The organism is Pseudomonas sp. NY15356 (genome assembly GCF_048068175.1).
Taxonomy (GTDB): Bacteria; Pseudomonadota; Gammaproteobacteria; order Pseudomonadales; family Pseudomonadaceae; genus Aquipseudomonas; species Aquipseudomonas putida_K.
Genome location: NZ_JBLUPW010000033.1, coordinates 15,809 through 41,593, shown reverse-complemented (window position 1 = coordinate 41,593; position 25,785 = coordinate 15,809). Strand labels below are relative to the sequence as shown.

23 protein-coding genes are annotated in these 25,785 nt (G+C 62.7%); 15 read left to right on the top strand and 8 right to left on the bottom strand.

Annotated features, from left to right (window positions below; genetic code table 11):
- Nucleotides 1-115 precede the first annotated feature (115 nt).
- The 3 genes from ACNFCI_RS20870 to ACNFCI_RS20860 form a co-directional block, all read right to left on the bottom strand.
- Nucleotides 116-1,249: a hybrid-cluster NAD(P)-dependent oxidoreductase gene (locus ACNFCI_RS20870; RefSeq protein ID WP_196155173.1), complete on the bottom strand. Its 1,134-nt coding sequence runs from the start codon at nucleotides 1,247-1,249 to the stop codon at nucleotides 116-118.
- Between the two features lie 5 nt (nucleotides 1,250-1,254).
- Entirely contained in the window at nucleotides 1,255-2,511 is a 1,257-nt protein-coding gene (locus ACNFCI_RS20865; protein ID WP_368829430.1) for an aromatic ring-hydroxylating oxygenase subunit alpha, read from the bottom strand.
- Between the two features lie 109 nt (nucleotides 2,512-2,620).
- Nucleotides 2,621-3,577, bottom strand: coding sequence for a LysR substrate-binding domain-containing protein (locus ACNFCI_RS20860; RefSeq protein WP_196155175.1), 957 nt, complete (start codon nucleotides 3,575-3,577; stop codon nucleotides 2,621-2,623).
- Nucleotides 3,578-4,062: 485 nt separating this feature from the next.
- Here ACNFCI_RS20860 and ACNFCI_RS20855 point away from each other — a divergent pair, with 485 nt between their 5' ends.
- From ACNFCI_RS20855 to ACNFCI_RS20810, 10 genes are all read left to right on the top strand, one after another.
- Nucleotides 4,063-5,223: a glycine betaine/L-proline ABC transporter ATP-binding protein gene (locus tag ACNFCI_RS20855; RefSeq protein ID WP_368829431.1), complete on the top strand. Its 1,161-nt coding sequence runs from the start codon at nucleotides 4,063-4,065 to the stop codon at nucleotides 5,221-5,223.
- A gap of 22 nt (nucleotides 5,224-5,245) precedes the next feature.
- Nucleotides 5,246-6,199, top strand: coding sequence for a glycine betaine/L-proline ABC transporter permease ProW (gene proW / locus ACNFCI_RS20850; RefSeq protein WP_196155177.1), 954 nt, complete (start codon nucleotides 5,246-5,248; stop codon nucleotides 6,197-6,199).
- 56 nt (nucleotides 6,200-6,255) lie between these two features.
- Nucleotides 6,256-7,284, top strand: coding sequence for a glycine betaine/L-proline ABC transporter substrate-binding protein ProX (gene proX, locus ACNFCI_RS20845; protein WP_196155178.1), 1,029 nt, complete (start codon nucleotides 6,256-6,258; stop codon nucleotides 7,282-7,284).
- Between the two features lie 116 nt (nucleotides 7,285-7,400).
- Nucleotides 7,401-8,729, top strand: a complete 1,329-nt coding sequence (gene dddP / locus ACNFCI_RS20840) for a dimethylsulfonioproprionate lyase DddP (RefSeq protein ID WP_196155179.1) — start codon at nucleotides 7,401-7,403, stop codon at nucleotides 8,727-8,729.
- A gap of 29 nt (nucleotides 8,730-8,758) precedes the next feature.
- Nucleotides 8,759-9,961, top strand: coding sequence for a formaldehyde dehydrogenase, glutathione-independent (gene fdhA / locus ACNFCI_RS20835; RefSeq protein ID WP_196155180.1), 1,203 nt, complete (start codon nucleotides 8,759-8,761; stop codon nucleotides 9,959-9,961).
- A 161-nt stretch (nucleotides 9,962-10,122) separates the two neighbouring features.
- A complete protein-coding gene (locus ACNFCI_RS20830; RefSeq protein WP_368829432.1) occupies nucleotides 10,123-11,040 on the top strand; it encodes an ornithine cyclodeaminase family protein in 918 nt (305 codons plus the stop codon).
- Nucleotides 11,041-11,093: 53 nt separating this feature from the next.
- A complete protein-coding gene (gene lexA, locus ACNFCI_RS20825; protein WP_324817564.1) occupies nucleotides 11,094-11,711 on the top strand; it encodes a transcriptional repressor LexA in 618 nt (205 codons plus the stop codon).
- Nucleotides 11,711-12,331, top strand: a complete 621-nt coding sequence (imuA, locus tag ACNFCI_RS20820; RefSeq protein WP_084857612.1) for a translesion DNA synthesis-associated protein ImuA — start codon at nucleotides 11,711-11,713, stop codon at nucleotides 12,329-12,331. The genes lexA and imuA overlap by 1 nt, the downstream gene beginning before the upstream one ends.
- 6 nt (nucleotides 12,332-12,337) lie before the next feature.
- Nucleotides 12,338-13,756 carry a Y-family DNA polymerase gene (locus ACNFCI_RS20815; RefSeq protein WP_416768167.1) on the top strand — a complete coding sequence of 473 codons (1,419 nt, stop codon included), beginning with the start codon at nucleotides 12,338-12,340 and terminating at the stop codon, nucleotides 13,754-13,756.
- The gene (locus ACNFCI_RS20810; RefSeq protein ID WP_416768166.1) at nucleotides 13,753-16,833 is read left to right on the top strand and encodes an error-prone DNA polymerase; all 3,081 of its coding nucleotides are present in this window, start codon (nucleotides 13,753-13,755) and stop codon (nucleotides 16,831-16,833) included. The genes ACNFCI_RS20815 and ACNFCI_RS20810 overlap by 4 nt, the downstream gene beginning before the upstream one ends.
- 90 nt (nucleotides 16,834-16,923) lie before the next feature.
- Here the strand turns inward: ACNFCI_RS20810 and ACNFCI_RS20805 are convergent, their stop codons facing one another.
- Nucleotides 16,924-17,745: an aldo/keto reductase gene (locus tag ACNFCI_RS20805; RefSeq protein ID WP_084857617.1), complete on the bottom strand. Its 822-nt coding sequence runs from the start codon at nucleotides 17,743-17,745 to the stop codon at nucleotides 16,924-16,926.
- The gene (locus ACNFCI_RS20800) at nucleotides 17,733-18,638 is read right to left on the bottom strand and encodes a LysR family transcriptional regulator (RefSeq protein WP_084857619.1); all 906 of its coding nucleotides are present in this window, start codon (nucleotides 18,636-18,638) and stop codon (nucleotides 17,733-17,735) included. The genes ACNFCI_RS20805 and ACNFCI_RS20800 overlap by 13 nt, the downstream gene beginning before the upstream one ends.
- 118 nt (nucleotides 18,639-18,756) lie before the next feature.
- On the opposite strand from ACNFCI_RS20800, the gene ACNFCI_RS20795 reads away from it, so the two are divergent.
- The 3 genes from ACNFCI_RS20795 (at nucleotide 18,757) to ACNFCI_RS20785 (ending at nucleotide 21,731) form a co-directional block, all read left to right on the top strand.
- Nucleotides 18,757-19,455 carry a CoA transferase subunit A gene (locus ACNFCI_RS20795; RefSeq protein ID WP_043215587.1) on the top strand — a complete coding sequence of 233 codons (699 nt, stop codon included), beginning with the start codon at nucleotides 18,757-18,759 and terminating at the stop codon, nucleotides 19,453-19,455.
- A gap of 35 nt (nucleotides 19,456-19,490) precedes the next feature.
- Nucleotides 19,491-20,147, top strand: a complete 657-nt coding sequence (locus ACNFCI_RS20790; RefSeq protein WP_023380384.1) for a CoA transferase subunit B — start codon at nucleotides 19,491-19,493, stop codon at nucleotides 20,145-20,147.
- A gap of 165 nt (nucleotides 20,148-20,312) precedes the next feature.
- Entirely contained in the window at nucleotides 20,313-21,731 is a 1,419-nt protein-coding gene (locus ACNFCI_RS20785) for a short-chain fatty acid transporter (protein ID WP_084857621.1), read from the top strand.
- 139 nt (nucleotides 21,732-21,870) lie between these two features.
- Here ACNFCI_RS20785 and ACNFCI_RS20780 read toward each other — a convergent pair whose 3' ends face one another.
- Both ACNFCI_RS20780 and ACNFCI_RS20775 read right to left on the bottom strand, forming a co-directional pair.
- Nucleotides 21,871-22,794 (bottom strand): dihydrodipicolinate synthase family protein, encoded by a 924-nt coding sequence (locus tag ACNFCI_RS20780; RefSeq protein ID WP_084857623.1) that lies wholly within the window; start codon nucleotides 22,792-22,794, stop codon nucleotides 21,871-21,873.
- 34 nt (nucleotides 22,795-22,828) lie between these two features.
- On the bottom strand, nucleotides 22,829-23,611 hold the full coding sequence (locus ACNFCI_RS20775) for an aldolase (protein ID WP_084857624.1): 783 nt from the start codon (nucleotides 23,609-23,611) through the stop codon (nucleotides 22,829-22,831).
- A gap of 164 nt (nucleotides 23,612-23,775) precedes the next feature.
- Here ACNFCI_RS20775 and ACNFCI_RS20770 point away from each other — a divergent pair, with 164 nt between their 5' ends.
- Together ACNFCI_RS20770 and ACNFCI_RS20765 are read left to right on the top strand one after the other, a co-directional pair.
- Entirely contained in the window at nucleotides 23,776-24,318 is a 543-nt protein-coding gene (locus ACNFCI_RS20770) for a helix-turn-helix domain-containing protein (protein WP_084857626.1), read from the top strand.
- A 10-nt stretch (nucleotides 24,319-24,328) separates the two neighbouring features.
- Nucleotides 24,329-25,105 carry an AraC family transcriptional regulator gene (locus ACNFCI_RS20765; RefSeq protein ID WP_084857627.1) on the top strand — a complete coding sequence of 259 codons (777 nt, stop codon included), beginning with the start codon at nucleotides 24,329-24,331 and terminating at the stop codon, nucleotides 25,103-25,105.
- A gap of 11 nt (nucleotides 25,106-25,116) precedes the next feature.
- Here ACNFCI_RS20765 and ACNFCI_RS20760 read toward each other — a convergent pair whose 3' ends face one another.
- Nucleotides 25,117-25,701, bottom strand: coding sequence for a LysE family translocator (locus ACNFCI_RS20760; protein ID WP_368829435.1), 585 nt, complete (start codon nucleotides 25,699-25,701; stop codon nucleotides 25,117-25,119).
- Nucleotides 25,702-25,785: the final 84 nt, after the last annotated feature.

The window sequence follows — 25,785 nt, the reverse complement described above, 5'->3', positions numbered from 1 at the left end:
AGCTGATGCGCGGCGCTCGCCGCGCACCAGCCAAAACCAGGATCTCCTGGAAGGTTGATGATCAGAGTTTCCAGAAAGGGGCGCCGCTGTTTGGCAGGACGGCATCCGGTCAGTGTCAGAGGTCGACAACCAGGTTGGATGTCGGTCGGCTGCAGCAAAGCAAGCGCAGGCCTTTATCAATTTCGCGTTGACGGATGCCACCGTTGTGGTGCATCTCCACAGTGCCTTCCAGAACGGCGGTCTTGCAGGTGCCACATACGCCCTGACTGCATGACGACGGCACCACTGCACCCGCCTTTTTCGCAGCAGCGAGTACGGTTTGGTCGGCGGTCATGGTGAATTCCTTGCCTGACCGTGCGAGGCGCACTGTGAAGGTGTCCGTCCCGGGTGCAGCTTCGACCGACGCTGTAGTTTCAGCGCCCACCACGACTTCGGCGTTGATATCGAAGCTTTCCTGATGGTAGTGGCTCATGTCGAAGCCGCCGGTTTGCAGCAGAGCCTTCACTGCGTCCATGTAGCCTTTCGGGCCGCAGGTGAATACTTCCCGCTCGAGGAAGTCTGGGACCAGCTGTCGGAGTTGCTCTACCGACAACCGGCCCGTTGGCCCCTGCCAGTCAGGTTCGTCCCCATTGCTCTCGCAGAAGAAGAAAGTCTTCAGACGTGGCATGGATCGTTCGAGGCGCGACAACTCATCGCGGAAAATGATGTCTTTCGGGGTGCGGGCGCTGTGCACGAACACGATGTCCAGGTCGGCGTGCAAATCCGCAGCGGCGCGGGTCATGGCCATCACCGGCGTTACGCCCGAGCCCGCCGAGAGGTATAGCAACTTTCTGGCAGGCGCGGCTACGGGCGTGAAGATGCCGGCCGGGCCGGAAGCCATGAGCGCATCACCGGCACGCAGGTTGTCATGTAGCCAGTTGGAGACGATGCCACCCGGCACCCGCTTCACTGTGATGCTGAAGGTGAATGGGCGCGTCGGCGTCGACGAGAGGGTATAGCACCGGGAGATGCTTTCGCCGTTCACGACAGGTGACACCGTGAGGAACTGCCCTGGTTCGTATGCCAGCGCGTGGTAATCAGGGCAATGGAAGACAAATGTTTTGACATCGTGGGTTTCGTCCACGACGGTCAAGCATTCGATCCGTTTACTTTCACCGCTCGCCCACTGGACGCCAAACGTCGCCCAGTGGTCAGTGTCGGCAAAGCGCTGATCAGCTCGCAGGCTGGCAATATTCTCGATCATGCCCATCACCGTTAAATCCCGTGAGCCGCGAGGCGAGTGGAGTACCAGCGTGCAAACTGGTCAACATACGGCTCGGTGAATTGAGAGTAGGGCCCAGGTACGAATGCCGGATCTTGAGTGCCGCTGTGCGTGATCGCGACGAGGCTTGCGTCCTGTTGGGTCGTAGCGACCCAGACTTCGGTCAGGCGCTGGAGATCGTAATCGACGCCTTCGACCGCATCCTTGTGAACCAGCCATTTGGTGCGGACCAGGGTCTTGTCCGGCGACAGTGGGAAGATCCAGCTGATCATGGCGTGGTCGCTCATCACATGGGTCCAGGCGTTGTTGCCCCACATATGGGTGTCGCCCAGATCCTTGCGGGTGAGGTTGCCAAGCAGCTTGGTGCACGCCACCTTGGTGTCGAGGGTTTGCGACTCGCCGGAACCCGCGATGATCATGCGCTGAGTGCGGAATTGGGTAGGGGCATCGTCTGCCAGGTGTTCTACCGTGGCATAGAGCAGGCCGTCGCTTTCCCAGTTGGCTTCGATACCTGCTTTACGAATCTGATAGGCATCGTAGGAAGCCCGCTGCTCTTCGGTCATTTCCTCCAGGCTTACACCCAGGTCTTCCGACTGGTAGGAAACGATCAATTCAGGGTGAGTCCCTTCACAGTGATAGCATTCCCGGTTGTTCTCCATGACCAGTTTCCAGTTCCCGTTCTCGACATAGTCGAGTTCATAGGCAATCTTGGTATTGGTCAGGTCAAAGGGTTCGAAGCGTGGGCGCATGGTGTCCGCCAGGACCTTGATGTCCTCTGGCGGTGTATCGCTCAGGCAAACGAACACGTGGGTGCCAATCACTTCGCAGTTGACGGGAATCAGGCTTCGGCATGAAGGATCGAAATCGGTGCCCATGTGCTTGGCGTGCTTGAGGCTGCCGTCCAGGTCATAGGTCCACTGGTGGTAAGGGCAGACCAGCATGCCGACTGTGGATTTGCCGGCCTCTTTCAGACGTGCACCGCGGTGGCGGCAAACGTTGCGGAATGCACGGACCTGCTCGTCATCATCACGCACGACAAGGATCGACGCTTTGCCGATATCAACCGTGTAAACATCGCCAGGCTCAGCGACGTCAGCGGTAACGGCAACCAGAATCCAGTGCTTATGGAAGAAGACTTCAAGATCGTTTTCAAATACGTCCTGGCGACTGTAGAGTTCGCCAGGCATACCGAAACCAGGCTTGCGCGAGTCCAACAACTCACGATGCGTTTTGATAGGGGAAGTGCTCATTGTAATCCTCACGGGCTCTTATTTTTAGTTCGCCATGAACGCCAGTGAATTATTTGAGCACTCCCATATCTCGTCAACGCACCAATTCTTACGCTTGCATAACCCTAAGTTATTCAGTGACGATTTTCTTGGTAGGTGGCACCGCTTTACTCTGCAGCCACTGCACCACGGCGGTCACGTTCGCTGTTACGGGACGACCTTTTGGAACGATGAGGTAGTACGACTTCTTGGGCCTGACGACGAAAGGTTCAAGTTTGACCAGTTCACCGCTGTCAATCAGGTGATCGACCATCCTTCCCCACCCCAGTGCGATGCCGTAACCGTTGACTGCAGCTTGAATGGCATCGGTGTAAAGGCTGCAACGCAGGTTAATGGTCAGCTTCGAGTAGCTGGCGCCCAGCTCTTTGAACCAAGCCGGCCAAGTGATCCAGCCTTCCGATGTGGCTTCGGCGTCCAACAGCCCAGCGGTGGTCAGATCTTCAAGGGTTGACGGCATAGGGTTGCGAGCCAGCCAGGCCGGAGAGCACACCGGAAAAACTTCTTCTTCGAACAAAAGGATGGCTTCACCGTCATCCCAATGACCGTTGCCGAAACGGATGTCCATGTCGAAATCCGGCGCCTTGAGGTCCCCCAGAAACATCTGGGTCGACAGCCTGAGCCTGACGTGGGGCAGGGCGTCTACCAGCGTATTCAAGCGCGGCATTATCCGGAACTGGGACACGGGAGCGGTGGAAGACAGGACGATCTCCTCTTTTTCATTCCCTTCCAGAATCTGGTCGAACCCGCTGGCAATTTTCTGCAACGCCTCCGAAATAATGGCAAACAGGGTCTGTCCTGCTTCGGTCAGGTAGATGTTGCGATGCATGCGTTGAAATAACTGAGTACCGACATTTTCTTCCAGAAGCTTGATTTGCTTACTGACAGCGGCTTGGGAAACCCCCAGCTCTGCCGCGGCGAGCGTGAAGCTGTTGTGACGCGCGACGGCCTCGAACTGTAGCAGGGCGGTCATGGATGGGATGATGCGTCGGTAGCCTTTATGATTGTTATTCGTTTCGTGGTTTTTCATACGGGTTCCGAGCGAGGTGCTGAAGAGGAGCTTCGTCGAGAAGTAAAGCTAAGCAGGGCATAGCCTAGCGGTACAGCACGTCCGAATACGTCTAGGCTCAGTCATGTGCGCGGAACAGATTAAGACGCCATTCCGCGCGTCGCTACAAAAAAATCACTGGGGTTCCAAGTTATGCCTGGGTGAGTTGTAGTTATGCAAGCCGCTTTGCTTGTATGTTCTATCGCATCTGCCTGGACATTACATTTTTTGACTGAGGCATACAATGAGGCCCGCGCAGTCTGGCCTAAAGTGTGTTTAAGTCGAGATGAAAATGGATTGCAAGCTAAGTAATTGACTCACGGAAGTCCTGCGCATCAGTGCCCGTGCTCACCGAGCAGGTCACCTCGTCTAATTTATCGCTCGCACCTGCAGAGCGACCTGCCAGTTATGTGGCGACTCGTGTAACGAGTCGGCAAATTGGTCACAAATATAATAAAGAGGGTCGTATGAGTGAAGGCAACGAAATCCTTTCGGTAAAGAATATCTTCAAGGTATTCGGGCCGCGTCCTGAATCGGCCATGGATATGCTGAGAAAGGGCGCGCACAAAGATGAGATTTTCAAAAGCACAGGGCATGTGGTTGGTGTATTCGACGCCAGTTTTTCCGTCAAACGCGGTGAGATCTTCGTCATCATGGGGTTGTCCGGATCAGGCAAGTCCACCATGGTGCGGCTGTTCAACCGACTGATCGAGCCCACTTCCGGCAGTATCCATCTCAACGGCAAAGAAATCACCGGACTCTCTGATAAAGCGCTACTCGATGTTCGGCGGAAGGAAATGGGCATGGTGTTCCAGTCATTTGCCTTGATGCCGCACATGAGTGTGCTGGAAAACACCGCCTTCGGCCTGGAAATCGCCGGTGTGTCCGAAGCCGAGCGTCACAACCGTGCACGTGAAGCGCTTAGCCAGGTCGGCCTGGCCGGTCATGAGCATAGCTACCCGCATCAGTTGTCTGGCGGCATGCAGCAGCGCGTAGGCCTGGCCCGGGCGCTGGCCAACGACCCCGCCATCCTGCTCATGGACGAGGCCTTCTCCGCGCTCGACCCGCTGATTCGCAGCGAGATGCAGGGCGAACTGATTCGCCTGCAAGCCGAGCAGCAGCGCACCATTATCTTCATTTCCCACGATATCGAAGAAGCCATCCGCATCGGTCATCGCATCGCCATCATGGAAGGCGGCCGCGTGGTGCAGATCGGCACCCCGCAAGAGCTGATCAACCAGCCGGCCAACGACTACGTGCGCACTTTCTTCAAGAGCTTCGACAGCTCGCGGGTGCTCAAGGCCGGCGATGTGGCCAAGTTCGACCCAGCCGTGGTGTGCAAGGTCAACGGGAAAGCACCGAGCTTCCAGGCCGGTGTGCCATTCGGCTATCTGGTGGACGACCGCGGGCAATTGCTGGGCGTGGTCGACACCGATGGCAACGGCGCCACCACCAGTGATCGCTATAGCCTGCACGAGCAGCGCCCGGTGTACATCGACACGCCGTTGCACGAAGTGCTGGGTATTGCGGCCGACCTGCCGTACCCGGTGCCAGTACTCGACCGCCAGGGTGCCTTCAAGGGCACGCTGTCGAAGAACGAGCTGCTGCAGACCCTGAGCCGCAATTAAAACAACAAAGAGGTAAGCCCTCATGTCCGAATTCAGCCTTCTCGACCCGTTCCAGGCGGCCACGATCCCACTGGGCGACTGGGTCACTGCGACGCTCAACTTCCTGGTGCACAACTTTCGCGAGGTGTTCCGCGCTATCCGCTGGCCAATCGACCAGGTGCTCAATGGCATCGAGTTCACCCTGCAGAGCATTCCACCCACCATCGGGATCATCCTGTCGTCGTTGCTGGGTTGGCAGCTGGCTGGCAAGCGCATGGCGCTGCTGTGCTTCATCACCCTGACCTTGCTCGGCCTGATCGGCGTGTGGTCCGAGTCGATGACCACCCTGGCGCTGGTGCTGACCGCGGTGTTCTTCTGCGCGGTGATCGGTATTCCGCTGGGCATCGTCTGCGCCCGCAGCAACCGCCTGGAAAGCATCATCCGACCACTGCTCGACGCCATGCAGACCTTGCCGGCGTTCGTTTACCTGGTACCGGTGGTGATGCTGTTCGGTATTGGCAACGTGCCGGGGGTATTGGTGACCATCGTCTTCGCCCTGCCGCCGCTGGTGCGCCTGACCAACCTGGGGATCCGCCAGGTGCCGGAAGACAAGATCGAGGCTGCCCGCGCCTTTGGCTGCACGCCACGGCAAATGCTGACCCGCGTGCAACTGCCGCTGGCCACCTCGACCATCATGGCCGGCCTCAACCAGACCCTGATGCTGTCGTTGTCGATGGTGGTGATCGCCTCGATGATCTCGGTCGGCGGCCTGGGCCAGATGGTGTTGCGCGGCATCGGTCGCCTGGACATGGGCCTGGCCACGGTTGGTGGGGTCGGGCTGGTTCTGCTGGCGATTTTCCTCGACCGCCTGACTCAGGCCATGGGCGCCCGCACAAGTGCTGACCCGAGCCGGCGTTGGTACCACACCGGCCCTACTGGCCTTGTCCTTCGCTTGTTCAACAAAAACCCGCTACGCGTTCGGCGTGAGACCGCCTGAGCTGCTCTGTTCTATCTGCCGCAGTCCATCCAATAATCCTAAAAAGGTACGCGAAGATGTTCGAGTCCAAATTTGCCCGTCAGTTCTTTCACGGCACCTGCGCCGTGGCATTGAGCTTGTTCTGCCTGGGGGCCAACGCTTCAGCGGATAAGCCAGGGGAGGGCGTAAAAATCACCCCAGCGTTTCCTACCGTCGATGAAGAACGTTTCCGCGGAGAAGTTGCCCTGGCGGGTTTGCGCGAGCTTGGCTACAAAGTTCAACAGCCCAAGGAGACTGAGTACGCCACCATGGTGCTGGCGGTCGGTTATGGTGATGCCGACTTTACCGTGAATGCCTGGGATAAATTGCACGCTGCGTTCTACGAGAAAGCCGGTGGCGACGCCAATATGATCAAGGTTGGCAACATCCTGCCTGGAATTTTGCAGGGTTACCTGATCGACAAAAAAACAGCCGATCAATACAACATCAAGTACATCACCGACCTAAAAAAACCAGAAATCGCGAAGCTCTTCGATGCGGATGGCGACGGTAAAGCGGATATGACCGGCTGCAATCCCGGTTGGGGTTGCGAGCTTGTCATCGCCCATCAGATGAAGGCATATGATCTGGAGAAAACGGTTCATGTCAATCAGGGGTCATACTTCGCGCTGATGGCGGACACGATCTCTCGCTTCAAGGAAGGTAAGCCGGTGCTCTACTACACCTGGGTTCCGCAATGGGTAGCGGGTGTGCTGGTGGAAGGGCGGGATGTCGTCTGGCTGCAGGTACCCAAAACTGACCTGCCGGGCGGCGATAACACTGTCAACACGGTTTACGAGGGTAAGAACCTCGGCTTTGCGCTGGACAAGGTGCAGGCGTTGGTCAATCGCGATTTCGCCGAGAAAAACCCTGCAGCAGTCAAGTTCCTTTCCGTGATGCAGATTCCGGCTGCTGACGAAAGCGCGCAGAACCTGAAAATGCAGCAGGGGGAGAAATCCATGGCGGATATTCAGCGTCACACCAAAGAATGGATTGCCGCCCATCAACAAGAATTTGATGGCTGGTTGCAGGCGGCCCGCGCCGCTGCTGCCCAGGCAAGCAACTGACCGAACCCTGCCCACACCGAACGGCACCAACCGCGTCGCCTGGGGCCAACGAATCCAGGCGGTTGCGCTACGGGTGCCTAGGTGAAATGACAAGAACATCAGGACAACCGTGAGCTATGGGAAGTACACCATTTTCCATTTCTGCCAATAGCCGACGTATCGATCCTACCCGACATCGTCCGGACGGCTCTTCAGCAAACAACGACCGTACTGAAATCGGCCCGACGCCATTGGCTTTCGCTGAATGGGCAGAGTCATCGCTGGAGGTGCCGCATCTCCCTACGATGCGCGAGTATCGTCTGGGACGTCTGGTCCAGCAGCTCCAGGCCCGTGACCTTGCCGGCATTCTGTTGTTCGATCCGCTTAACATTCGCTACGCCACTGATACGACGAACATGCAGTTGTGGACCACTCACAACCCGGCCAGGGCCTGCTTTGTTTCTGCCGGTGGGCATGTGGTGCTGTGGGATTTCCATGGTTGTGATCACCTCTCAGCCCATTTACCACTGGTCAGCGAGCTGCGTAGCGGAGCCTCGTTTTTCTTCTTCGAAACGGGCGATCGCACCGATCAGCATGCCAAGCGTTTTGCTGGGCAAGTGGACGAACTCCTACGCACGCACGGGGGCGCCAATCGTAGGCTGGCTGTTGATCGCATCGAGGTTGCCGGCCTTCGGGCACTTGATGCTCTCGGCGTGGAGGTTTGCAGCGGCCAAGAGGTAACCGAGTACGCGCGGGTCATCAAAGGGCCCGATGAGATCAAGGCCATGCGATGTGCTGTGGCTTCCTGCGAAGCATCCATTCGCGAGATGCGCGAAGCGATGCATGCGGGGGCGACGGAGAACGACGTCTGGGCGGCACTTCACGCAGGCAATATCCGTCGTGGCGGCGAGTGGATCGAAACGCGCATCTTGAGTTCTGGGCCACGCACCAACCCTTGGTACCAAGAGTCGGGGCCGAGGGTCTTGAGTGACGGAGACCTGGTGTCCTTCGATACCGATCTGATCGGCGTCTATGGCATGTGTGTAGATATGTCGCGTAGCTGGATCTGCGGGGATTTGCAGCCTACTGCAGAACAGAAGCGGCTCTATCAGATTGCCTTCGAGCACATTCATCACAACACCGAGCTGGTTCGTCCAGGTGTTGGATTCACTGAACTGACCAAGCTCGGGCATCGTCTGCCCGAATCATGCCGCGCCCAACGTTATGGCGTGATGTTCCACGGGGTCGGCTTGTGCGATGAGTACCCATGCATCCGTTATCCCGAGGACGTCGAGTCGTACGGTTATGAAGGCGTACTTGAACCGGGCATGGCGCTCTGCGTGGAGGCTTACATCGGTGAAGTGGGGGGGCGGGACGGCATCAAGCTTGAAAACCAGTTGTTGGTCACGGATGACGGCTGTGAGGTACTCACGCGGTATCCATTCGAAGATCGATTTTTGAAGTGAACGAGTTATACCCAAAAAAGAGGTAGTAGATGAGTGCAAATAACAGAGGTGTGGTGTACCTGGGCGCAGGGAAGGTCGAGGTGCAGCACATTGACTACCCGAAAATGCAGGACCCGCGCGGCAAGAAGATCGAGCACGGCGTCATTCTGAAAGTGGTGTCGACCAACATTTGCGGCTCCGACCAGCACATGGTTCGCGGCCGCACCACTGCCCAGGTCGGCCTGGTGCTGGGCCACGAAATCACCGGTGAAATCGTAGAGAAGGGCAGCGATGTCGAGCGCATGCAGATCGGCGACCTGGTGTCGGTGCCGTTCAACGTAGCCTGCGGCCGTTGCCGCTCCTGCAAAGAAATGCATACAGGTGTCTGCCTTACCGTCAATCCGGATCGCCCGGGTGGTGCTTATGGCTACGTCGACATGGGCGACTGGACCGGTGGCCAGGCTGAGTATGTGCTGGTGCCGTACGCCGACTTCAACCTGCTGAAACTGCCTGATCGCGACAAGGCCATGGAGAAAATCCGTGACTTGACTTGCCTGTCCGACATTCTGCCGACCGGATACCACGGCGCTGTAACCGCAGGCGTCGGCCCAGGGAGCACCGTTTATGTCGCAGGTGCCGGGCCGGTCGGTCTGGCGGCTGCCGCGTCGGCTCGTCTGCTGGGGGCTGCTTGTGTGATCGTTGGCGACCTGAACCCGCTGCGTTTGGCGCATGCCAAGTCGCAAGGATTCGAAGTGATCGATCTGACCAAGGACACCCCGCTTCACGAACAGATCGCCGATATTCTGGGCGAACCAGAAGTAGACTGCGCGATCGATGCGGTAGGTTTCGAAGCGCGCGGCCACGGTCACGAAGGCGCTAAACAGGAAGCGCCAGCTACCGTGCTCAACTCGCTCATGCAGGTCACTCGTGTGGCCGGCAAGATTGGTATTCCCGGCCTCTATGTGACAGAGGACCCGGGCGCGCACGATGCGGCTGCAAAGTTGGGTGCCTTGAGCATCCGCTTCGGCCTGGGCTGGGCAAAATCGCACAGCTTCCACACCGGCCAGACGCCCACCATGAAGTACAACCGTCAGTTGATGCAGGCGATCATGTGGGACCGAATCAACATTGCCGAGGTAGTCGGTGTGCAGGTGATCAGCCTGGATCAAGCACCTGAAGGCTACGGTGAGTTCGATGCTGGTGTACCCAAGAAATTTGTTATCGATCCCCACAAGATGTTCAGCGCGGCTTGATCAGGCAGGCTAGCTAACCGCGGCGTGGAAGCGCTGTGGCAGAGCATGGCCGCAGCCTCCTTTTCACAGCTTGGCGCATTGCAGCAAATGAGCGCCGTGGCCACTGGGCCACGGCGTTTTCATTTGTGCAGCCGTTTAGTACCTACCATGAGATTTGAACGATGCGAATTTATGATGCTGAAACCATCGCCTCCTTTCTGGACTGGGGGAGGGTAATTCAAGCACTTCACGATGCACATCAGGGCCAGCGCCCAGAAGGAGAAAGTTTCTTTATCGGTGATAGCTGCTACGGACTGTTGAGTCGAGGTGTGGTGCTTCCCGGTTACGGTGCAGGGTTGAAGGTGTGTTCCATCAACCCTTCCAATAGCCAGTTGCAGCCGCCATTGCCGGTAGAACAAGCCCGTTTTCTGGTCATAGATGAGCAGAGTAAAGCGATCGTTGCGTTAATGGATGGCCCTGAAATCACCCGGTGGAAAACTGCCGGCGATTCCGCGCTGGCGGCTTCTTTCCTGAGCAGAGCGGATAGCCGCACGCTGCTTGTGGTCGGGGCTGGCCCCATCGCTCAGGCGCTGTGCGAGGCCTACATGCATGTGCGGCCCTCGATCACACATGTTCTGCTTTGGAATCGATCCCCCGAAAAGTGGCGGGCGGCAGTGCCCACATTCGGCGATGACGTGTTGGTGGAGGTAGTGACTGACCTGCCGGCAGCGATCGCAAAGGCCGACATCATTACCTGTGCTACAAGCGCCACGGAGCCGGTGATCTCCGGCGCCTTGGTCCGTCCCGGCACGCATGTGGACCTGGTCGGTGGCTTTCGTGAGGATATGAGAGAAGCCGATGATGACCTGTTCATCAACGCCCGGGTGTACGTCGATGATTTCTCGACTGCGCAGGTGAGCGGCGATATTTGCGGGTCGAAGAAAACGGGCGCGTTGAGAAGAATAGAAGGTGATCTGTACGATCTTTGCCGCCCTGAACCCTTTTTCCGAGCGGCAGAGGACATCACTGTCTACAAGAACGCCGGTGGTGCGCATCTGGATCTTGTGATCGCACAGACGGTGCGTAGTTTGCATATTTGAGTCGCCACCTAGCGACGAAGGGGACTGTTCAGCATTCCGTGAAAAGAGTACAAATGTACTCCATGGACAACATGACCCCCAAACGCCGCGCCATCCTCGCGTTCATCCGCGAGCGCATCGCCGATCACGGCCAGCCCCCGAGCCTGGCCGACATCGCCCAGCGCTTCGGCTTCGCCTCGCGTAGCGTGGCACGCAAGCACATCGTCGCCCTGAGCCAGGCCGGCCATATCGACGTGATCCCCAACCAGGCCCGTGGCATCCGCCTGGCCGAACCGCTGCGCCGCCCCGAGATCCTCGAGATCCCGGTGCTGGGGCAGGTGGCGGCCGGTGCGCCGATCGGCCCCGACCTGGGTATCCACGAGCAACTGCTGCTCGACCCCAGCCTGTTCCGCCGAACCCCTGACTACCTGCTCAAGGTGCGCGGCGACTCGATGATCGACGACGGCATCTTCGATGGCGACCTGGTTGGCATCCGTCAGCAGGGTGAGGCCCGCGACGGGCAGATCGTGGTCGCCCGGCTGGATGGCGAGGTGACCATCAAGCGTCTGCAACGGATACCGGGTGGCTACCGCCTGCTGCCGCGCAACCCCGCCTATGCACCGATCGACGTGGCGCCGGACCGGGATTTCGTCATCGAAGGCGTGTTCTGTGGCCTGTTGAGGCGCGACTGATGGGCGCGGTAGTCGACCTCGACGGCCTGCTCGACCAGCGCCGGGTATGGCGTGGGCGCCAGGCCCAGGTGCGGCCGCAGGGCCTGCAGCCCACCGGCCATGCCTCCCTTGACGAGCGGCTGCCCGACGGAGGCTGGCCGGCGGCTGCGCTCAGCGAGTTGTTGCTGGCCAGCCCGGGCTGTGGCGAGCTGCAGCTGCTCTGGCCGAGCCTGGCACGCCTTACCGGCGAAGGGGGGCGGGTGGTGCTGGTGGCGCCGCCGTTCATTCCCTATGCACCGGCCTGGCAGGCGGCCGGGGTCGACCTGCGCTTGCTGGTCCAGGTCCAGGCAAGGCCTGTCGATGCCTTGTGGGCAGCCGAGCAGTGCCTGCGCTCCGGCAGTTGCGCAGCAGTGCTGTGCTGGCCCGAGCGCGCCGATGACCGCGCCCTGCGGCGCCTGCAGGTGGCTGCCGAGACCGGCCACGCTCTGGCCTTCGCCTGCCGGCCGCAGCAGGCCGCGCACAACCCGTCGCCTGCGGCTTTGCGCATCGCCATCGATACCCGCCCTGCCCAGTGGCGGGTCCTCAAGTGCCGTGGCGGCCTGCCACCGGCCACGCCCATCGCCTGCCCGGGGCGGGGTTGATGATCCATGCTCTGGGCGTGCATCGTCTTTCCACAGCTGGCACTGGACAGCCTCCTACGTGAGCGTGACGACCCCGACACGCCCCTGGTGCTGATCGGCGGGCCGCAACAACGGCGTATCGTGCAATCGGTCAACCCGGCTGCGGCCGCGCTCGGCCTGCGTGCCGGGCAGACCCTCACCGCCGCCCGTGCCCTGGCCGATGGCTTCACCTGCGTGGAAGCCGACCCGGCGCGCATCGAGCAGCTCCAGCAGTTGCTGGCCGCCTGGGCCTACCGCTTCAGCGCCCAGGTCAGCCGGCACTACCCGCGGGCCTTGTTGCTGGAAGTCGGCTCCAGCCTGGGACTGTTCGGGCCCTGGCCGATGTTCGAGGCGCGCTTGCGCCAGGAGCTGGATGCGCTGGGGCTGCGCCAGCGCATTGTCCTGGCGACCAACCCGGTGGCCGCGCGCATGCTCGCCAACGGCCATGACGGCCTGGCCGTGACCACGGCCGAGCAGGCCCGGGCGGCCCTGGCCAGCATGCCGGTCGGCAAGGTCGGGCTGCCTCCGACGGCAGCGGAGGCCTTCGCCCGCATGGGCCTGCGCCGGCTCGGCGATGTTCTGGCGCTGCCGCGCGATGCCTTGGCCCGGCGCTTCGCCGCCGACGTGCAACTGCACCTGGACCAACTGCTCGGCCTGCGTACCCTGGGGCTGGCGTTCTACCAGCCACCGGACCGGTTCGAGGCACGGCTGGAGCTGAACTTCGATGTCGAGTCGCACCAGGCGCTGCTGTTTCCCTTGCGCCGGTTGATCAACGACCTGGCGGCGTTTCTTGCAGGCCGGGATTGCGGCGTGCAGCGTTTCAGCCTGTACCTGGAGCACGCCGAAGGGCCGGACACCGAGCTCAAGGTCGGCCTGCTGGCTGCCGAGCGCGAGGCGGCGATGCTGTTCGAGCTGGCCCGGGGGCGCCTGGAGCTGCTGCGTATCCCCGCACCGGTGCGCAACCTGCGGCTGCTGGCCGAAGACCTGCCGCCTTTCGTTCCCCAGCACCAGGCATTGTTCGCCCCCCGGGCGCAGCAGGCCCAACCTTGGGAGCAACTGCGTGAACGCCTGCGTGCACGGCTGGGCGATGATGCGGTCACAGGACTGTGCGCTGAAGCCGACCCTCGCCCCGAATGCGCCTGGCAGGCGGCCGAGCAGGGCACACCGGGTGTGCTGCCGGTCGCGCCGGGCAGCCGCCCCGGCTGGCTGCTGCCTCAACCCCAGGCCCTGCCCGAGGCGGGCGTGCAGTTGCTGGCAAGGCCCGAGCGCATCGAGTCGGGCTGGTGGGATGGTGGCGATGTCCGCCGGGATTACTACCGCATCGAGACCCGCGATGGCCTGCGCGGCTGGGCCTATCGCGACCTGGCCCAGCCAGGGCCGTTGTGGTTGCAGGGCTGGTTCGCATGAGCGCGCCGGCCTATACCGAGCTGCACTGCCTGTCGAACTTCAGCTTCCAGCGCGGCGCTTCCAGCGCCGACGAACTGTTCAAGCGGGCCAAGGCCCTGGGCTACGAGGCCCTGGCCATTACCGACGAGTGCACCTTGGCCGGTATCGTCCGGGCCTGGCAGGCCGCCCGGCAACATGAGCTCCGGCTGATCATCGGCAGTGAAGTCCAACTGCAACAAGGGCCCAAGCTGGTGCTGCTGGTCGAGGACTTGACGGGTTACCAGAACCTCTGCGGCCTGATCACTCAAGCGCGGCGGCGGGCGCAGAAGGGCGAATACCAGGTACTGGCCGAAGACCTGCAGGAGCGCTGCCAGGGCTTGTTGGCACTGTGGGTCGCCGATGCCGACGACGACCCTGCCACCGGCCAATGGTTGCAGTCGCTGTTCGGTCAGCGCCTGTGGCTGGCGGTGCACCTGCACCGCGGTTGCGATGATGCCCGCCGCCTGCAGCGCTTGCGCAGCCTGGCAGGCCGCTTGGGGATCCGCGCGGTGGCCTGTGGTGACGTGCATATGCATGTTCGGGGGCGCCGCGCCCTGCAGGACTGCATGACGGCGATCCGTCAGCACTGCACGGTGGCCCAGGCCGGGCGCTACCTGTTCGCCAATGGCGAGCGCCACTTGCGCACGTTGGCCGAACTCACCGAGCTGTACCCGGCCGACCTGCTGGCCGAGACCCAGGCCATCGCCGGTCGCTGCCACTTCGACCTGGGCGAACTGAAGTACCAGTACCCCCGCGAACTGGTGCCCCAGGGCCATACGCCTGGCAGCTGGTTGCGTCACCTGTGCCAGCTGCGCCTGCCCGAGCGCTGGCCCCAGGGGCCGAGCGCCGAGGCGCTGGCGACCTTGGAGAGGGAGCTGTGCCTGATCGAGGATCTGGGTTACGAAAGCTACTTTCTCACCGTCCATGACATCGTCGACTTCGCTCGCAAGCAGGGCATTCTCTGCCAAGGCCGTGGCTCGGCCGCCAACTCGGTGGTGTGCTTCGTGCTGGGCATCACCGAGCTGGACCCGATGGAGCACCGCTTGTTGTTCGAACGCTTTTTGTCCCGCGAGCGCAACGAGCCACCGGACATCGACGTGGACTTCGAGCATGAGCGCCGCGAGGAAGTGATCCAGTATGTGTTCCGCCGTTATGGCCGGCACCGCGCGGCACTCACTGCGGTGGTCAATACCTACCATGCCGCCGGTGCCGTGCGTGACGTGGCCCGTGCCCTGGGGCTGCCGGCTGACCAGGTGGATGCCCTGGCCAAGTGCTGCGGGCGCTGGAGCGACCGCATTCCCGATGCCCAGCGTCTGGCCGAGGCCGGTTTCGAGGCGCAGAGCCCGTCGCTGCGGCGCATCCTGGTGCTGGCCGGCGAGCTGATCGGCTTCCCTCGGCATCTGTCCCAGCACCCTGGCGGCTTCGTCATCTCCGAACAGCCGCTGGACCACCTGGTGCCGGTGGAAAACGCCGCCATGGCCGAGCGCACGGTGATCCAGTGGGACAAGGACGACCTCGACCTGGTCGGCCTGCTCAAGGTCGATGTGCTGGCCCTGGGCATGCTCAGCGCCCTGCGGCGTTGCTTCGACCTGCTGGCCCGTCACCGTGGCCGGCACCTGACCTTGGCGACCATCCCCAAGGAGGACAAGGCCACCTACGCCATGATCAGCCGCGCCGAGACCATGGGCGTGTTCCAGATCGAATCGCGGGCGCAGATGGCCATGCTACCCAGGCTCAAGCCGCAGACGTTCTACGACCTGGTGATCGAAGTGGCGATCGTCCGGCCTGGGCCGATCCAGGGCGACATGGTCCACCCCTACCTGCGCAGGCGCCTGAAGCAGGAGCCGGTGACCTACCCATCGCCCAAGCTCAAGGAGGTGTTCGGGCGCACCTTGGGCGTGCCGCTGTTCCAGGAGCAGGTGATGGAGCTGGCCATGGTCGCTGCCGACTACACCCCAGGCGAGGCGGACCAGTTGCGCCGCAGCATGGCGGCCTGGAAGCGCCATGGAGGCCTGGAGCCGCACCGCGAACGGCTGCTCGAAGGCATGAAGCGCAATGGCTACGAACAGGCCTTTGCCGAGCGCATCTTCGAGCAGATCAAGGGGTTTGGCAGCTATGGCTTCCCCGAGTCCCACGCCGCCAGCTTCGCCTTGCTCTGCTACGCCAGCAGCTGGCTCAAATGCCATGAGCCGGCGATCTTCACCTGTGCTCTGGTCAACAGCTGGCCCATGGGCTTCTACAGCCCTGACCAGCTGTTGCAGGAGGCACGCCGCCAGGGCATCGAGGTGCGACCGGTGGATGTGTGCCACAGCGAGTGGGATTGCACCCTGGAGCCTGTCGGACAAGGCGCGCTGGCGATCCGCCTGGGGTTGCGGCAGATCCGCGGCTTCAGCGAGGCCGATGCCCGGCGCTTGGAGCAGGCGAGGGCGCACCGGCCCTGGCGGGATGTCGAAGACCTGTGCCTGCGCGCCGAGCTCGACAGCCGCGCCAGGGCCCGTTTGGCTGATGCTGGCGCCTTGCGAGCCCTGGCCCGCGACCGTCACCAGGCGCGCTGGCAGGTTGCGGCAGTGCAGGCGCAATTGCCCTTGTTCGCCCAGGTGCAGGGCGCGCCCGAGCTACCCGTGGCCTTGCCGATGCCGACGGTGGGCGAGGACCTGTTCGCTGACTACGCCACCCTGGGTACCACGCTCGGGCCGCACCCCCTGGCCCTGTTACGTCGGCGCTTGCGAGCGCTGGGCTGTCGCAGCTCTGTGGAGCTGGACGGGGTCGCGCACGGAGACAGCGTGGCGGTGGCCGGGTTGGTGGTGGGGCGGCAACGGCCGCAGACCGCCAGCGGGGTGACCTTCGTCACCCTCGAAGATGAACATGGCATGGTCAATGTGGTGGTCTGGCGCGACCTGGCCGAGCGCCAGCGCAGGGCCTTGGTGGGTTCGCAGCTGCTCAAGGTGAACGGGCGGCTGGAGCAGGAGAAGGGCGTGCGCCATTTGATTGCCCGGCGGTTGGAAGACATCAGCCCCTTGCTGCAGGGGTTGGATGTGCGTAGCCGAGATTTTCACTAGCCCCTAAAGCCCAATCGCCGGCAAGCCGGCTCCCACTGGCCTTGTGTACGAAACGCCAACCCTGTGGGAGCCGGCTTGCCGGCGATGAGGTCACACCATCGCCAGGTGCTGCTTGCGCGTCGGTGCCGGAAACGCCTTGTCGATCGCCTGCAGGTCCTCAGGCAGCAACACCAGTTCACCCGCCGCGGCATTGAGCTGTACATGCAGCGGGTCCACGGCTTTAGGAATAGCGATCACCCCGTCATTGCGCGTCACCCAGGCCAGGCTCACCTGGGCCGGGGTGACGCCATGGCGCTCGGCGATCTCGGCCAGCACCGGGTGCTGCAACAAACGCCCGGCCTGGGCCAGCGGGCAGTAGGCCATGGTCGGCAAACGGTGCTCGCGGCTCCACGGCAGCAGGTCGAACTCGATGCCGCGCTGGGCCGGGTTGTACAGCACCTGGTTGGTGGCACAGTCGTCGTTGCCCAGCTCCAGCAGGTCATCGACGTCGAAGTTGGAGACACCCCAGCGGCGGATCTTGCCTTGCTCGCGCAGGCGTTCGAAGGCTTCGACCGTCTCTTCCAGCGGGTACTGGCCACGCCAGTGCAGCAGGTACAGGTCGATGCAGTCGGTACCCAGGCGCGCGAGGCTGCGTTCGCAGGCCGCCGGTACGCCACGCCGGCTGGCGTTGTGCGGGTACACCTTGCTGACCAGGAACACCTGGTCGCGGCGCCCGGCGATGGCCTGGCCGACCACCGTTTCAGCCCCGCCCTCGGCATACATTTCCGCGGTGTCGACCAAGGTCAGCCCCAGGTCGATGCCCTGTTGCAGCGCGGCCACTTCAGCCGCCTTGCGGCGCGGGTCCTCGCCCATGTACCAGGTGCCCTGGCCGATGGCCGGCACCTTCGAACCTGCCAAATTCACGAAACGCATGTCACCTCCTGTGGGTCGGTGTGGGAAAGCACGACATCGAGCAGCGCCTGCGCTGCAGTGGAAAGCTTGTGGTCGGCCAGGGCGATGACGCCGATGCGCCGCTCCACGCTGGGCTCGACCAGGGGTACGCAGCGGGCGCCAAGCTCCTGCATCTGGTTGACGCACAACGCCGGCACAGCGCTGACGCCCAGGCCGTTGGCGACCATGCGGCCGATGGTGGAGAGCTGGTGGCTCTCGAACGCCACCGCCAGCTTGCCGTGGCTGGCCGCCACGTTCTGCTCGAGCAAAAGGCGAACGGCCGAGGGCCGTTGCAGGGCGATGAAATCTTCGGCGAGCAATTGCCGCCAGCTTACCTGGGGTTGCTCGGCCAGGGGCGAGTCGGCAGGCACCACGGCCACGAAGCGATCGAGGTAGAGCGGATGGAAGCGCAGGCCGTCGAGGTTCTCCGGCTCGAAGCCGATGCCCAGTTCGACGCGGCGATGGCGCACCAGTTCCAGCACTTGTTCGTTGATCACATCGTGCACCGTGACATTGACCCGCGGGTAGCGCTGGCGGAACACCTTCAACGACCGCGGCAGCAGGTTGCCGGCAAACGCCGGCATGGCCGCCACCGAAACCCGCCCCAGTTGCAGGGTGAAGCGCTGGCGCAGCATTTCCTCGGTGTCGTCCCAATCGGCCAGCAGGCGTCGGGCCAGGGGCAGCAGCACTTCGCCCTCGGCCGTCAGGCTGACGCTGCGGGTGGTGCGGGTGAGCAGGGCGCCGCCGAGGTTGTCCTCCAGCGCCTTGATGGTCAGGCTCAGCGCCGGCTGGGAAACATGCAGGTGCTCGCCGGCCTGGGCGAAGCTCTGGTACTTGGCCACGGTGACGAAGGCGCGTAACTGCTTGACGTTCATGGCGAACCTGTTTTGTTTTGGAAAAATTATCAATCGATGACGAAAACAAAATTAACAAATCAGTCGACAGCGGTGAAGATGCGTCCACGGTTCCAACAACTACAAAAGGCGACTGAGCATGGCCGGACTGGACAAGCGCGTAGCAACCTATGAAGAGGCCCTCGCAGGCCTGACCGACAACATGACGGTGCTGGCCGGTGGTTTCGGCCTGTGCGGTATCCCCGAAAACCTCATCGCCGAAATCAAGCGCCGTGGCGTCAAGGGCCTGACCGTGGTCTCCAACAACTGCGGCGTCGACGGCTTCGGCCTGGGCGTGCTGCTGGAAGACCGGCAGATCCGCAAGATGATCGCTTCCTACGTGGGCGAAAACGCCGAATTCGAACGCCAGCTGCTCAGCGGCGAGCTGGAAGTGGAACTGACCCCCCAGGGCACCCTGGCCGAAAAGATGCGCGCCGGCGGTGCCGGTATCCCGGCCTTCTACACCGCCACCGGCTACGGTACCCCGGTCGCCGAAGGCAAGGAAGTGCGCGAGTTCAAGGGCCGCAAGTACATCCTCGAAGAATCCATCACCGGCGATTTCGCCATCGTCAAGGGCTGGAAGGCTGACCACTACGGCAACGTGGTGTACCGCAACACCGCGCAGAACTTCAACCCGCTGGCCGCCACCGCCGGCAAGATCACCGTGGTCGAGGTCGAGGAGATCGTCGAGCCGGGCGTGTTGCTGCCCAGCGAGATCCACACCCCGGGCATCTATGTCGACCGGGTCATCGTCGGCACCTTCGAAAAGCGCATCGAGAAGCGCACCGTCAAGGCCTAACGCGCCGTCCACAGAACAACAAAGAGATCCTGACCATGGCACTGACCCGCGAACAGATGGCGCAACGCGTCGCCCGTGAACTGAAGGACGGTTACTACGTCAACCTCGGTATCGGCATACCCACCCTGGTGGCCAATTACGTGCCCGCCGACATGGACGTGATGCTGCAGTCCGAGAACGGCCTGCTCGGCATGGGCGAGTTCCCCACCGAAGGCACGATTGACGCCGACATGATCAACGCCGGCAAGCAGACCGTCACCGCCCGCCGCGGTGCTTCGATCTTCGATTCGGCCCAATCGTTCGCCATGATCCGTGGCGGCCACGTCGACCTCACCGTGCTCGGTGCCTTCGAAGTGGACGTGGAAGGCAACATCGCCTCGTGGATGATCCCTGGCAAGCTGGTCAAAGGCATGGGCGGCGCCATGGACCTGGTGGCCGGCGCCGAGAACATCATCGTCACCATGACCCACGCCTCCAAGGACGGCGAGTCCAAGCTGCTGCCGCGCTGCAGCCTGCCGCTGACCGGTGCCGGCTGCATCCGTAAGGTGCTCACCGATCTGGCCTACCTGGAGATCGAGAACGGCGCCTTCATCCTGCGCGAAACCGCACCTGGGGTCAGCGTCGAGGAAATCATCGAGAAGACCGCCGGCAAGCTGATCGTGCCGGACGATGTGAAGGAAATGACCTTCTGATATCAAAGGTTGTAACCCACCCTGTGGGAGCGGGCTTGCCCCGCGATAGCGTCAGGCCAGGCAACATCATCGCCTGAGCGGACGCTATCGCGGGGCAAGCCCGCTCCCACAGGGTTTTGTGCTTGTTTTTGAAAAAAACATAAAACCAATAAAAGGAAGACTACCGTGGCCGCTGAAATCCAAGACAGCCGCTCCGCCCGCTTCGCCTTGCGCTGCTCCAACTGGGCCGAACGCTGGTTCCCCGACTCCTGGGTGTTCGCAGCCCTGGCCGTGGTGCTGGTGTGCCTGGGCGCCATGCTCATGGGCGGCAAGCCCACCGACACCGCCAAGGCCTTCGGCGATGGGTTCTGGAGCCTGATCCCGTTCACCATGCAGATGGCCTTCGTGGTCATTGGCGGCTACGTGGTGGCCAGCTCGCCGCCCGCTGCGCGGCTGATCGACCGCCTGGCCCGCTTGCCCAGCAACGGCCGTTCGGCGGTGTGCTGGGTGGCGCTGATCTCGATGCTCGCCTCGCTGCTCAACTGGGGGCTGTCGCTGGTGTTCGGCGGCTTGCTGGTGCGCGCCCTGGCACGTCGCCAGGACCTGAAGATGGACTATCGCGCGGCCGGTGCCGCCGCCTACCTGGGCCTGGGCGCGGTCTGGGCGCTGGGGCTGTCGTCCTCGGCGGCGCAACTGCAGGCCAACCCGGCCAGCCTGCCGCCTTCGATCCTGGCCATCACGGGGGTGATCCCGTTCACCGAAACCATCTTCCTGTGGCAGTCCGGCGTCATGCTGGCGGCCCTGGTGATCGTTTCGCTGATGATCGCCTATGCCACCGCCCCAGGCCCGAACAGTGCTCGCACCGCCGAACAGTGTGGTGTGGACCCAAGCTTCAGCGCGCCGCCACCGGCTCAGCGTACGCGCCCGGGCGAGTGGCTGGAGTACAGCCCGATCCTGACCTTGCTGCTGGTGGCCCTGGCCGCAGGCTGGCTGTACCATGAATTCGCCACCAAGCCTGCCATTACCGCGATCTCGGGCCTGAATACCTACAATTTCCTGTTCATCATGCTCGGCGCCTTGCTCCACTGGCGCCCGCGCAGCTTCCTGGACGCAGTGGCCCGCGCCGTGCCGACCACCACCGGGGTGTTGATCCAGTTCCCGCTGTATGGCTCGATCGCGGCCGTCCTCACCCAGGTCAAGGGCGTGGACGAGCAGACCCTGGCCCACCACATTTCCACGTTCTTCGTGCAGATCGCCTCCCACGACACCTATGCCGTGCTCATGGGGGTCTACTCGGCGGTGCTGGGCTTCTTCATCCCGTCCGGTGGCGGCAAGTGGATCATCGAGGCGCCCTACGTGATGCTGGTGGCCAACGACCTGCAGTACCACCTGGGCTGGGCGGTGCAGATCTACAATGCCGCCGAAGCGCTGCCGAACCTGATCAACCCGTTCTACATGCTGCCGCTGCTGGGTGTGCTAGGGCTCAAGGCGCGGGATCTGATCGGCTTTTCCTTCGTGCAGTTGCTGGTGCATGTGCCGTTGGTGCTGGTGCTCTTGTGGGCGCTGGGCACGACCTTGCAGTACGTGCCGCCGGTTATGCCATAGGTGTAGGAAAGCCAGAAGAGGGCGGTAGGAAACCGCCCTTTTTTTCGTCTCGATGAATTATCGATAACGATTGTTCTACAAGTCCGGGGCAAGGGCGTGGTGATGGAGTGCTTCGAGGCAAGTCCATCACCGTGGCCCGTCAGCCAGGGTGCCTACTCGTTGGTCGATCTGATGGCCCGTTACCGGTTCGCATCAACAGCGCCTCCAAGGCCCGGCGACCTTGCTCGTCCAACCCGAACACCGGCCGCCGAGGTTCGCCCACGGGCAGCCCGGTCATGGCCAGCCCGGCCTTGATGGTGGCCGGCAGGCCGCCCTTGAGGATGAAGTCCAGCAACGGCAACTGGCGATAGAACAATGCCTTGGCCTGTGCCAGGTCGCCCGCCCGTACCGCCTGGTACAGGCGTTGGTTGAGCTCGGGGATCAGGTTGGCGGCGGCGGTGCACCAGCCCTTGGCACCTGCCACGAACGCCTCCAGCGCCAGCGGGTTGCAGCCGTTGTAGAACGGTACCTGGCCTTCACCGAGCAGGTGCAGCTTGTGCATGCGCTGGATATCGCCGGTGCTCTCCTTGACCATGGTGACGTTGTCGACCTCACGGACGATGCGCAGGATCAACTCCACCGACATGTCGGTACCACTGGTGGCCGGGTTGTTGTAGAGCATGATCGGGATGTCGATCGCCGCACCGATGGCCCGGTAATGCTGGACGATCTCGGCCTCGCCGAGCTTCCAGTAGGCCGAAGGCAGCACCATCACGGCATCGGCGCCGTGTTGCTGGGCAAAGCGGGCGCGCCGTACGGCGCTGGCGGTGGTCAGGTCGGAGACGCTGACGATGCTCGGCACGCGCCCGGCGATGCGCGCCAGGCTGTACTCGGCCACCTGCCGCCATTCTTCGTCGCTCAGGTATGCACCTTCGCCGGTGCTGCCCAGCGGGGCGATGGCCTGGACCCCGTGGTCGATCAGCCGGTCGATGGACTGGCCCAGGGCAGGCAGGTCGAGCTGTTCGCCGTCGGCGCTGAAGGGGGTGATGGTGTAGCCGATGATGCCGTGGAATTCTGTAGTCATGGTGAAAAGGCTCCGCAAGCAAGGTGTTCAGGGTTCAGTTCAGGCAGTCGGCGTGCCGGCGCAGGCTCTGCCGGGCGAAATAGGTGAAGGCCGCGCCATGACGTTTGGGCCGGTCGATCCAGTCGTGGGCCTCGCGGCCAAGCGACGGAGCGATGGGTTTGATGGTGCCCGCGGACATCGCCAGCAACTGCAGGCGTGCGGCCCGTTCGATCAGTTGGGCATAGACGCAGGCCTGCTCGATGCTGTCGCCGGTCGACAGCTGGCCGTGGTGCGAGAGCAGGATCGCGCGCTTGTCACCCAGGGCCTGGCTGATGATCTCGCCTTCTTCGTTGCCCACCGGAACCCCTGGCCAGGCCTCGAGGAAGGCACAGTCGTCATACAGCGGGCACAGGTCCATGTGCGAGACCTGCAGCGGCACTTCCAACATCGACAGTGCGGCGACATGGGTCGGGTGGGTGTGGATGATGCAGTTGACGTCCGGGCGTGCCCGGTACACCCAGCTATGGAAACGGTTGGCCGGGTTGGGCATGCCCTGGCCTTCGAGTACGTCCAGGTCTTCGTTGACCAGCAGCAGGTTGCTGGCGCTGATCTCGTCGAAACCCAGGCCCAGCTGCTGGGTGTAGAAGGTGCCCGGCTGCGGGCCGCGTGCGCTGATCTGCCCGGCCAGGCCTGAATCATGGCCATGGTCGAAGAGAATTCGGCAGGTCAGGGCCAGCTTTTCGCGCACGGTCCACGTATTATCGGCGAGCGAGCCCTGCATCTGTGTCAGGGCTTGGCGGACCAACTGGTCCTTGCTGTGTGTCAGGGTCTTGGCCATGGGGGGTATCCTCTGTGGCGTAATGGACGATGTCGGTGCTTGTCGCCTCGCCACCTGCTGCGTGGGGTAGTCCGGTGGCGGGGCGGTCAAGCGAATGACACAAATAATCCTATATGACACAAAGTGTCATAAGCAAGTACGTTCGCCCGGGAAAACCGCGTCACATGTCTATCCGACTGAAATTGCTGAGAAAAAAGCTGGGGATCACCCTGGAGTTGCTGGCCGAGAAATCCGGCATGACCAAGAGCTACCTGTCCAAGGTGGAGCGCGGCCTGAACACCCCGTCGATCGCCGCGGCGCTGAAACTGGCGCGGGCGTTGAACGTGAATGTCGAGGAGCTGTTCGCCGAAGACCAACACGCCCAGGCCCGCTACAGCCTCGTGCGTCAGGGCGAACGCCAGGCATTGGTGGGGGATGGTCAAGGGCCGGGATATACGGTGCTGACCTCCCAGGTCGGCCAGCGCAGCCTGTTGCCGTTTCTCATCCAGCCGCCGACCGAGTTCAGCGACCCGACCTTCAAGGAGCATCAGGGCGAGGAGTTCCTGTTCGTGCATGAAGGGCAGGTGGAAGTGGACTTCATGAACGAGCGGGTAGTGCTGGAGCAGGGCGATGCCTTGCACTTCAATGCCCAGACCCCGCACCGCCTGCGCTCGGTCGGGCCGCGCCAGGCACAGTTGCTGGTGGTCGTGCAGGGCGGCGGTGAATGAGGGCAGGGCGATGATCGAGGTGTCGCGGTTCTGGCGGGATCCGGCATTGCCCTTCGTCGAGGCCCGGCGCGTCGGTGATGGGCGTCAGGTGTGTTACGCGGCCCATTCTCACGAGAGCTTTTCCATCGGCGTGATCACCGGGGGGCGCAGTACCTACCTTACCGGTGGTACCCAGCGGGAGGTGAGCGCAGGCGCCACGGTTTTGATGAACCCGGGCGTGGTGCATGCCTGCAACCCGATCGAGGGTGAACCCTGGTCCTACCTGATGCTGTTCGTCGACTTGCCATGGCTGCAGGCCCGCGGCTTCGTGTTGCCCGAGGCCACCTACAGTGCATCGCCTGCGCTCTACGGTCGGCTGCTGGCGCTTTTCGCTGCACTCTTCGATGCCGAGACGGTCGACCGGGAGGCGCTGTTGGCCCGTTTCTTCGAAGACCTGCCGGGTTATCTGCAGCGCGCCCCGGCCAGCGGGTTGCGGGCCCATCCACGCCTGGAGGCCGCTGCCGCATTCATCCGTGCGCACCGGCTCGACCCCCTGACCGTGAACGATATCTGCGCGGCGGTGGGCCTGTCGCGCGCCTACCTGATACGCGCGTTCGGCCAGCGCTTTGGCCTGACGCCCCACGGTTACCTGCTGGACCAACGCGTGCAGCATGCCCGGGCGCAGTTGCGCCAAGGGCGGCCGATCGCCGAGGTGGCGATGGAGGCGGGGTTCGCCGACCAGGCGCATCTGCAACGGGCATTCAAGCAGCACCTGGCGGCGACACCGGGGCATTATCGGCAGGGCTAGCCGGGGCAGGTTCACCCCAGCAGCAGGTACAGGGCACTGGCCGCCAGCAAGGCTGCTAACGCACGGTTGAACGCACGCATGTGTCGTGGGTTGCCCAGGTAGTGGCGAATCACGCTGCCTGCCCAGGCCCAACTGGCAATCGAAACGAAGCATATCGGCCCGTAGATCCAGGCGAACAGCCACAGCAAGTGCTGCTCGCCGCCAGTATAGGCCCCGACCCCCGCGATCGCCGCCAGCCAGGCCTTGGGGTTGAGCCATTGCATGAGGGCGCCGTGCCAGGCCGATGGCGCGCCTTGTGGATGTTCGCTACCCAGCTGGCCATCGTCGCTGGCCAGTTTCCAGGCCATGTACAACAGGAACGCCACGCCGCCGCCGTGCAGCACCTGGCCCAGGCGCGGCCAGCGCAGCAGCAGTTCATGCAGGCCAAGACCGACCAGCAACAGCAGCAGGCAGAAGCCCAAGGTGGCGCCTGCGGCGTGGGCCAGGCTGGCGCGCAGGCCGTGGCGGGCACCGCTGCCCAGGGCGACGATATTGACCGGGCCGGGTGAAATGGAAGCCGCCAGGGCGAAGGCGGCCATGGACAATGACAGGCTCATGGTGGGTATTCCTTACAGAAAGAAGGAGACCATGTTGGGGCAGGGCGCTGGGGTGAGTATTGAAGAAAAATCCCCATCCTGTGG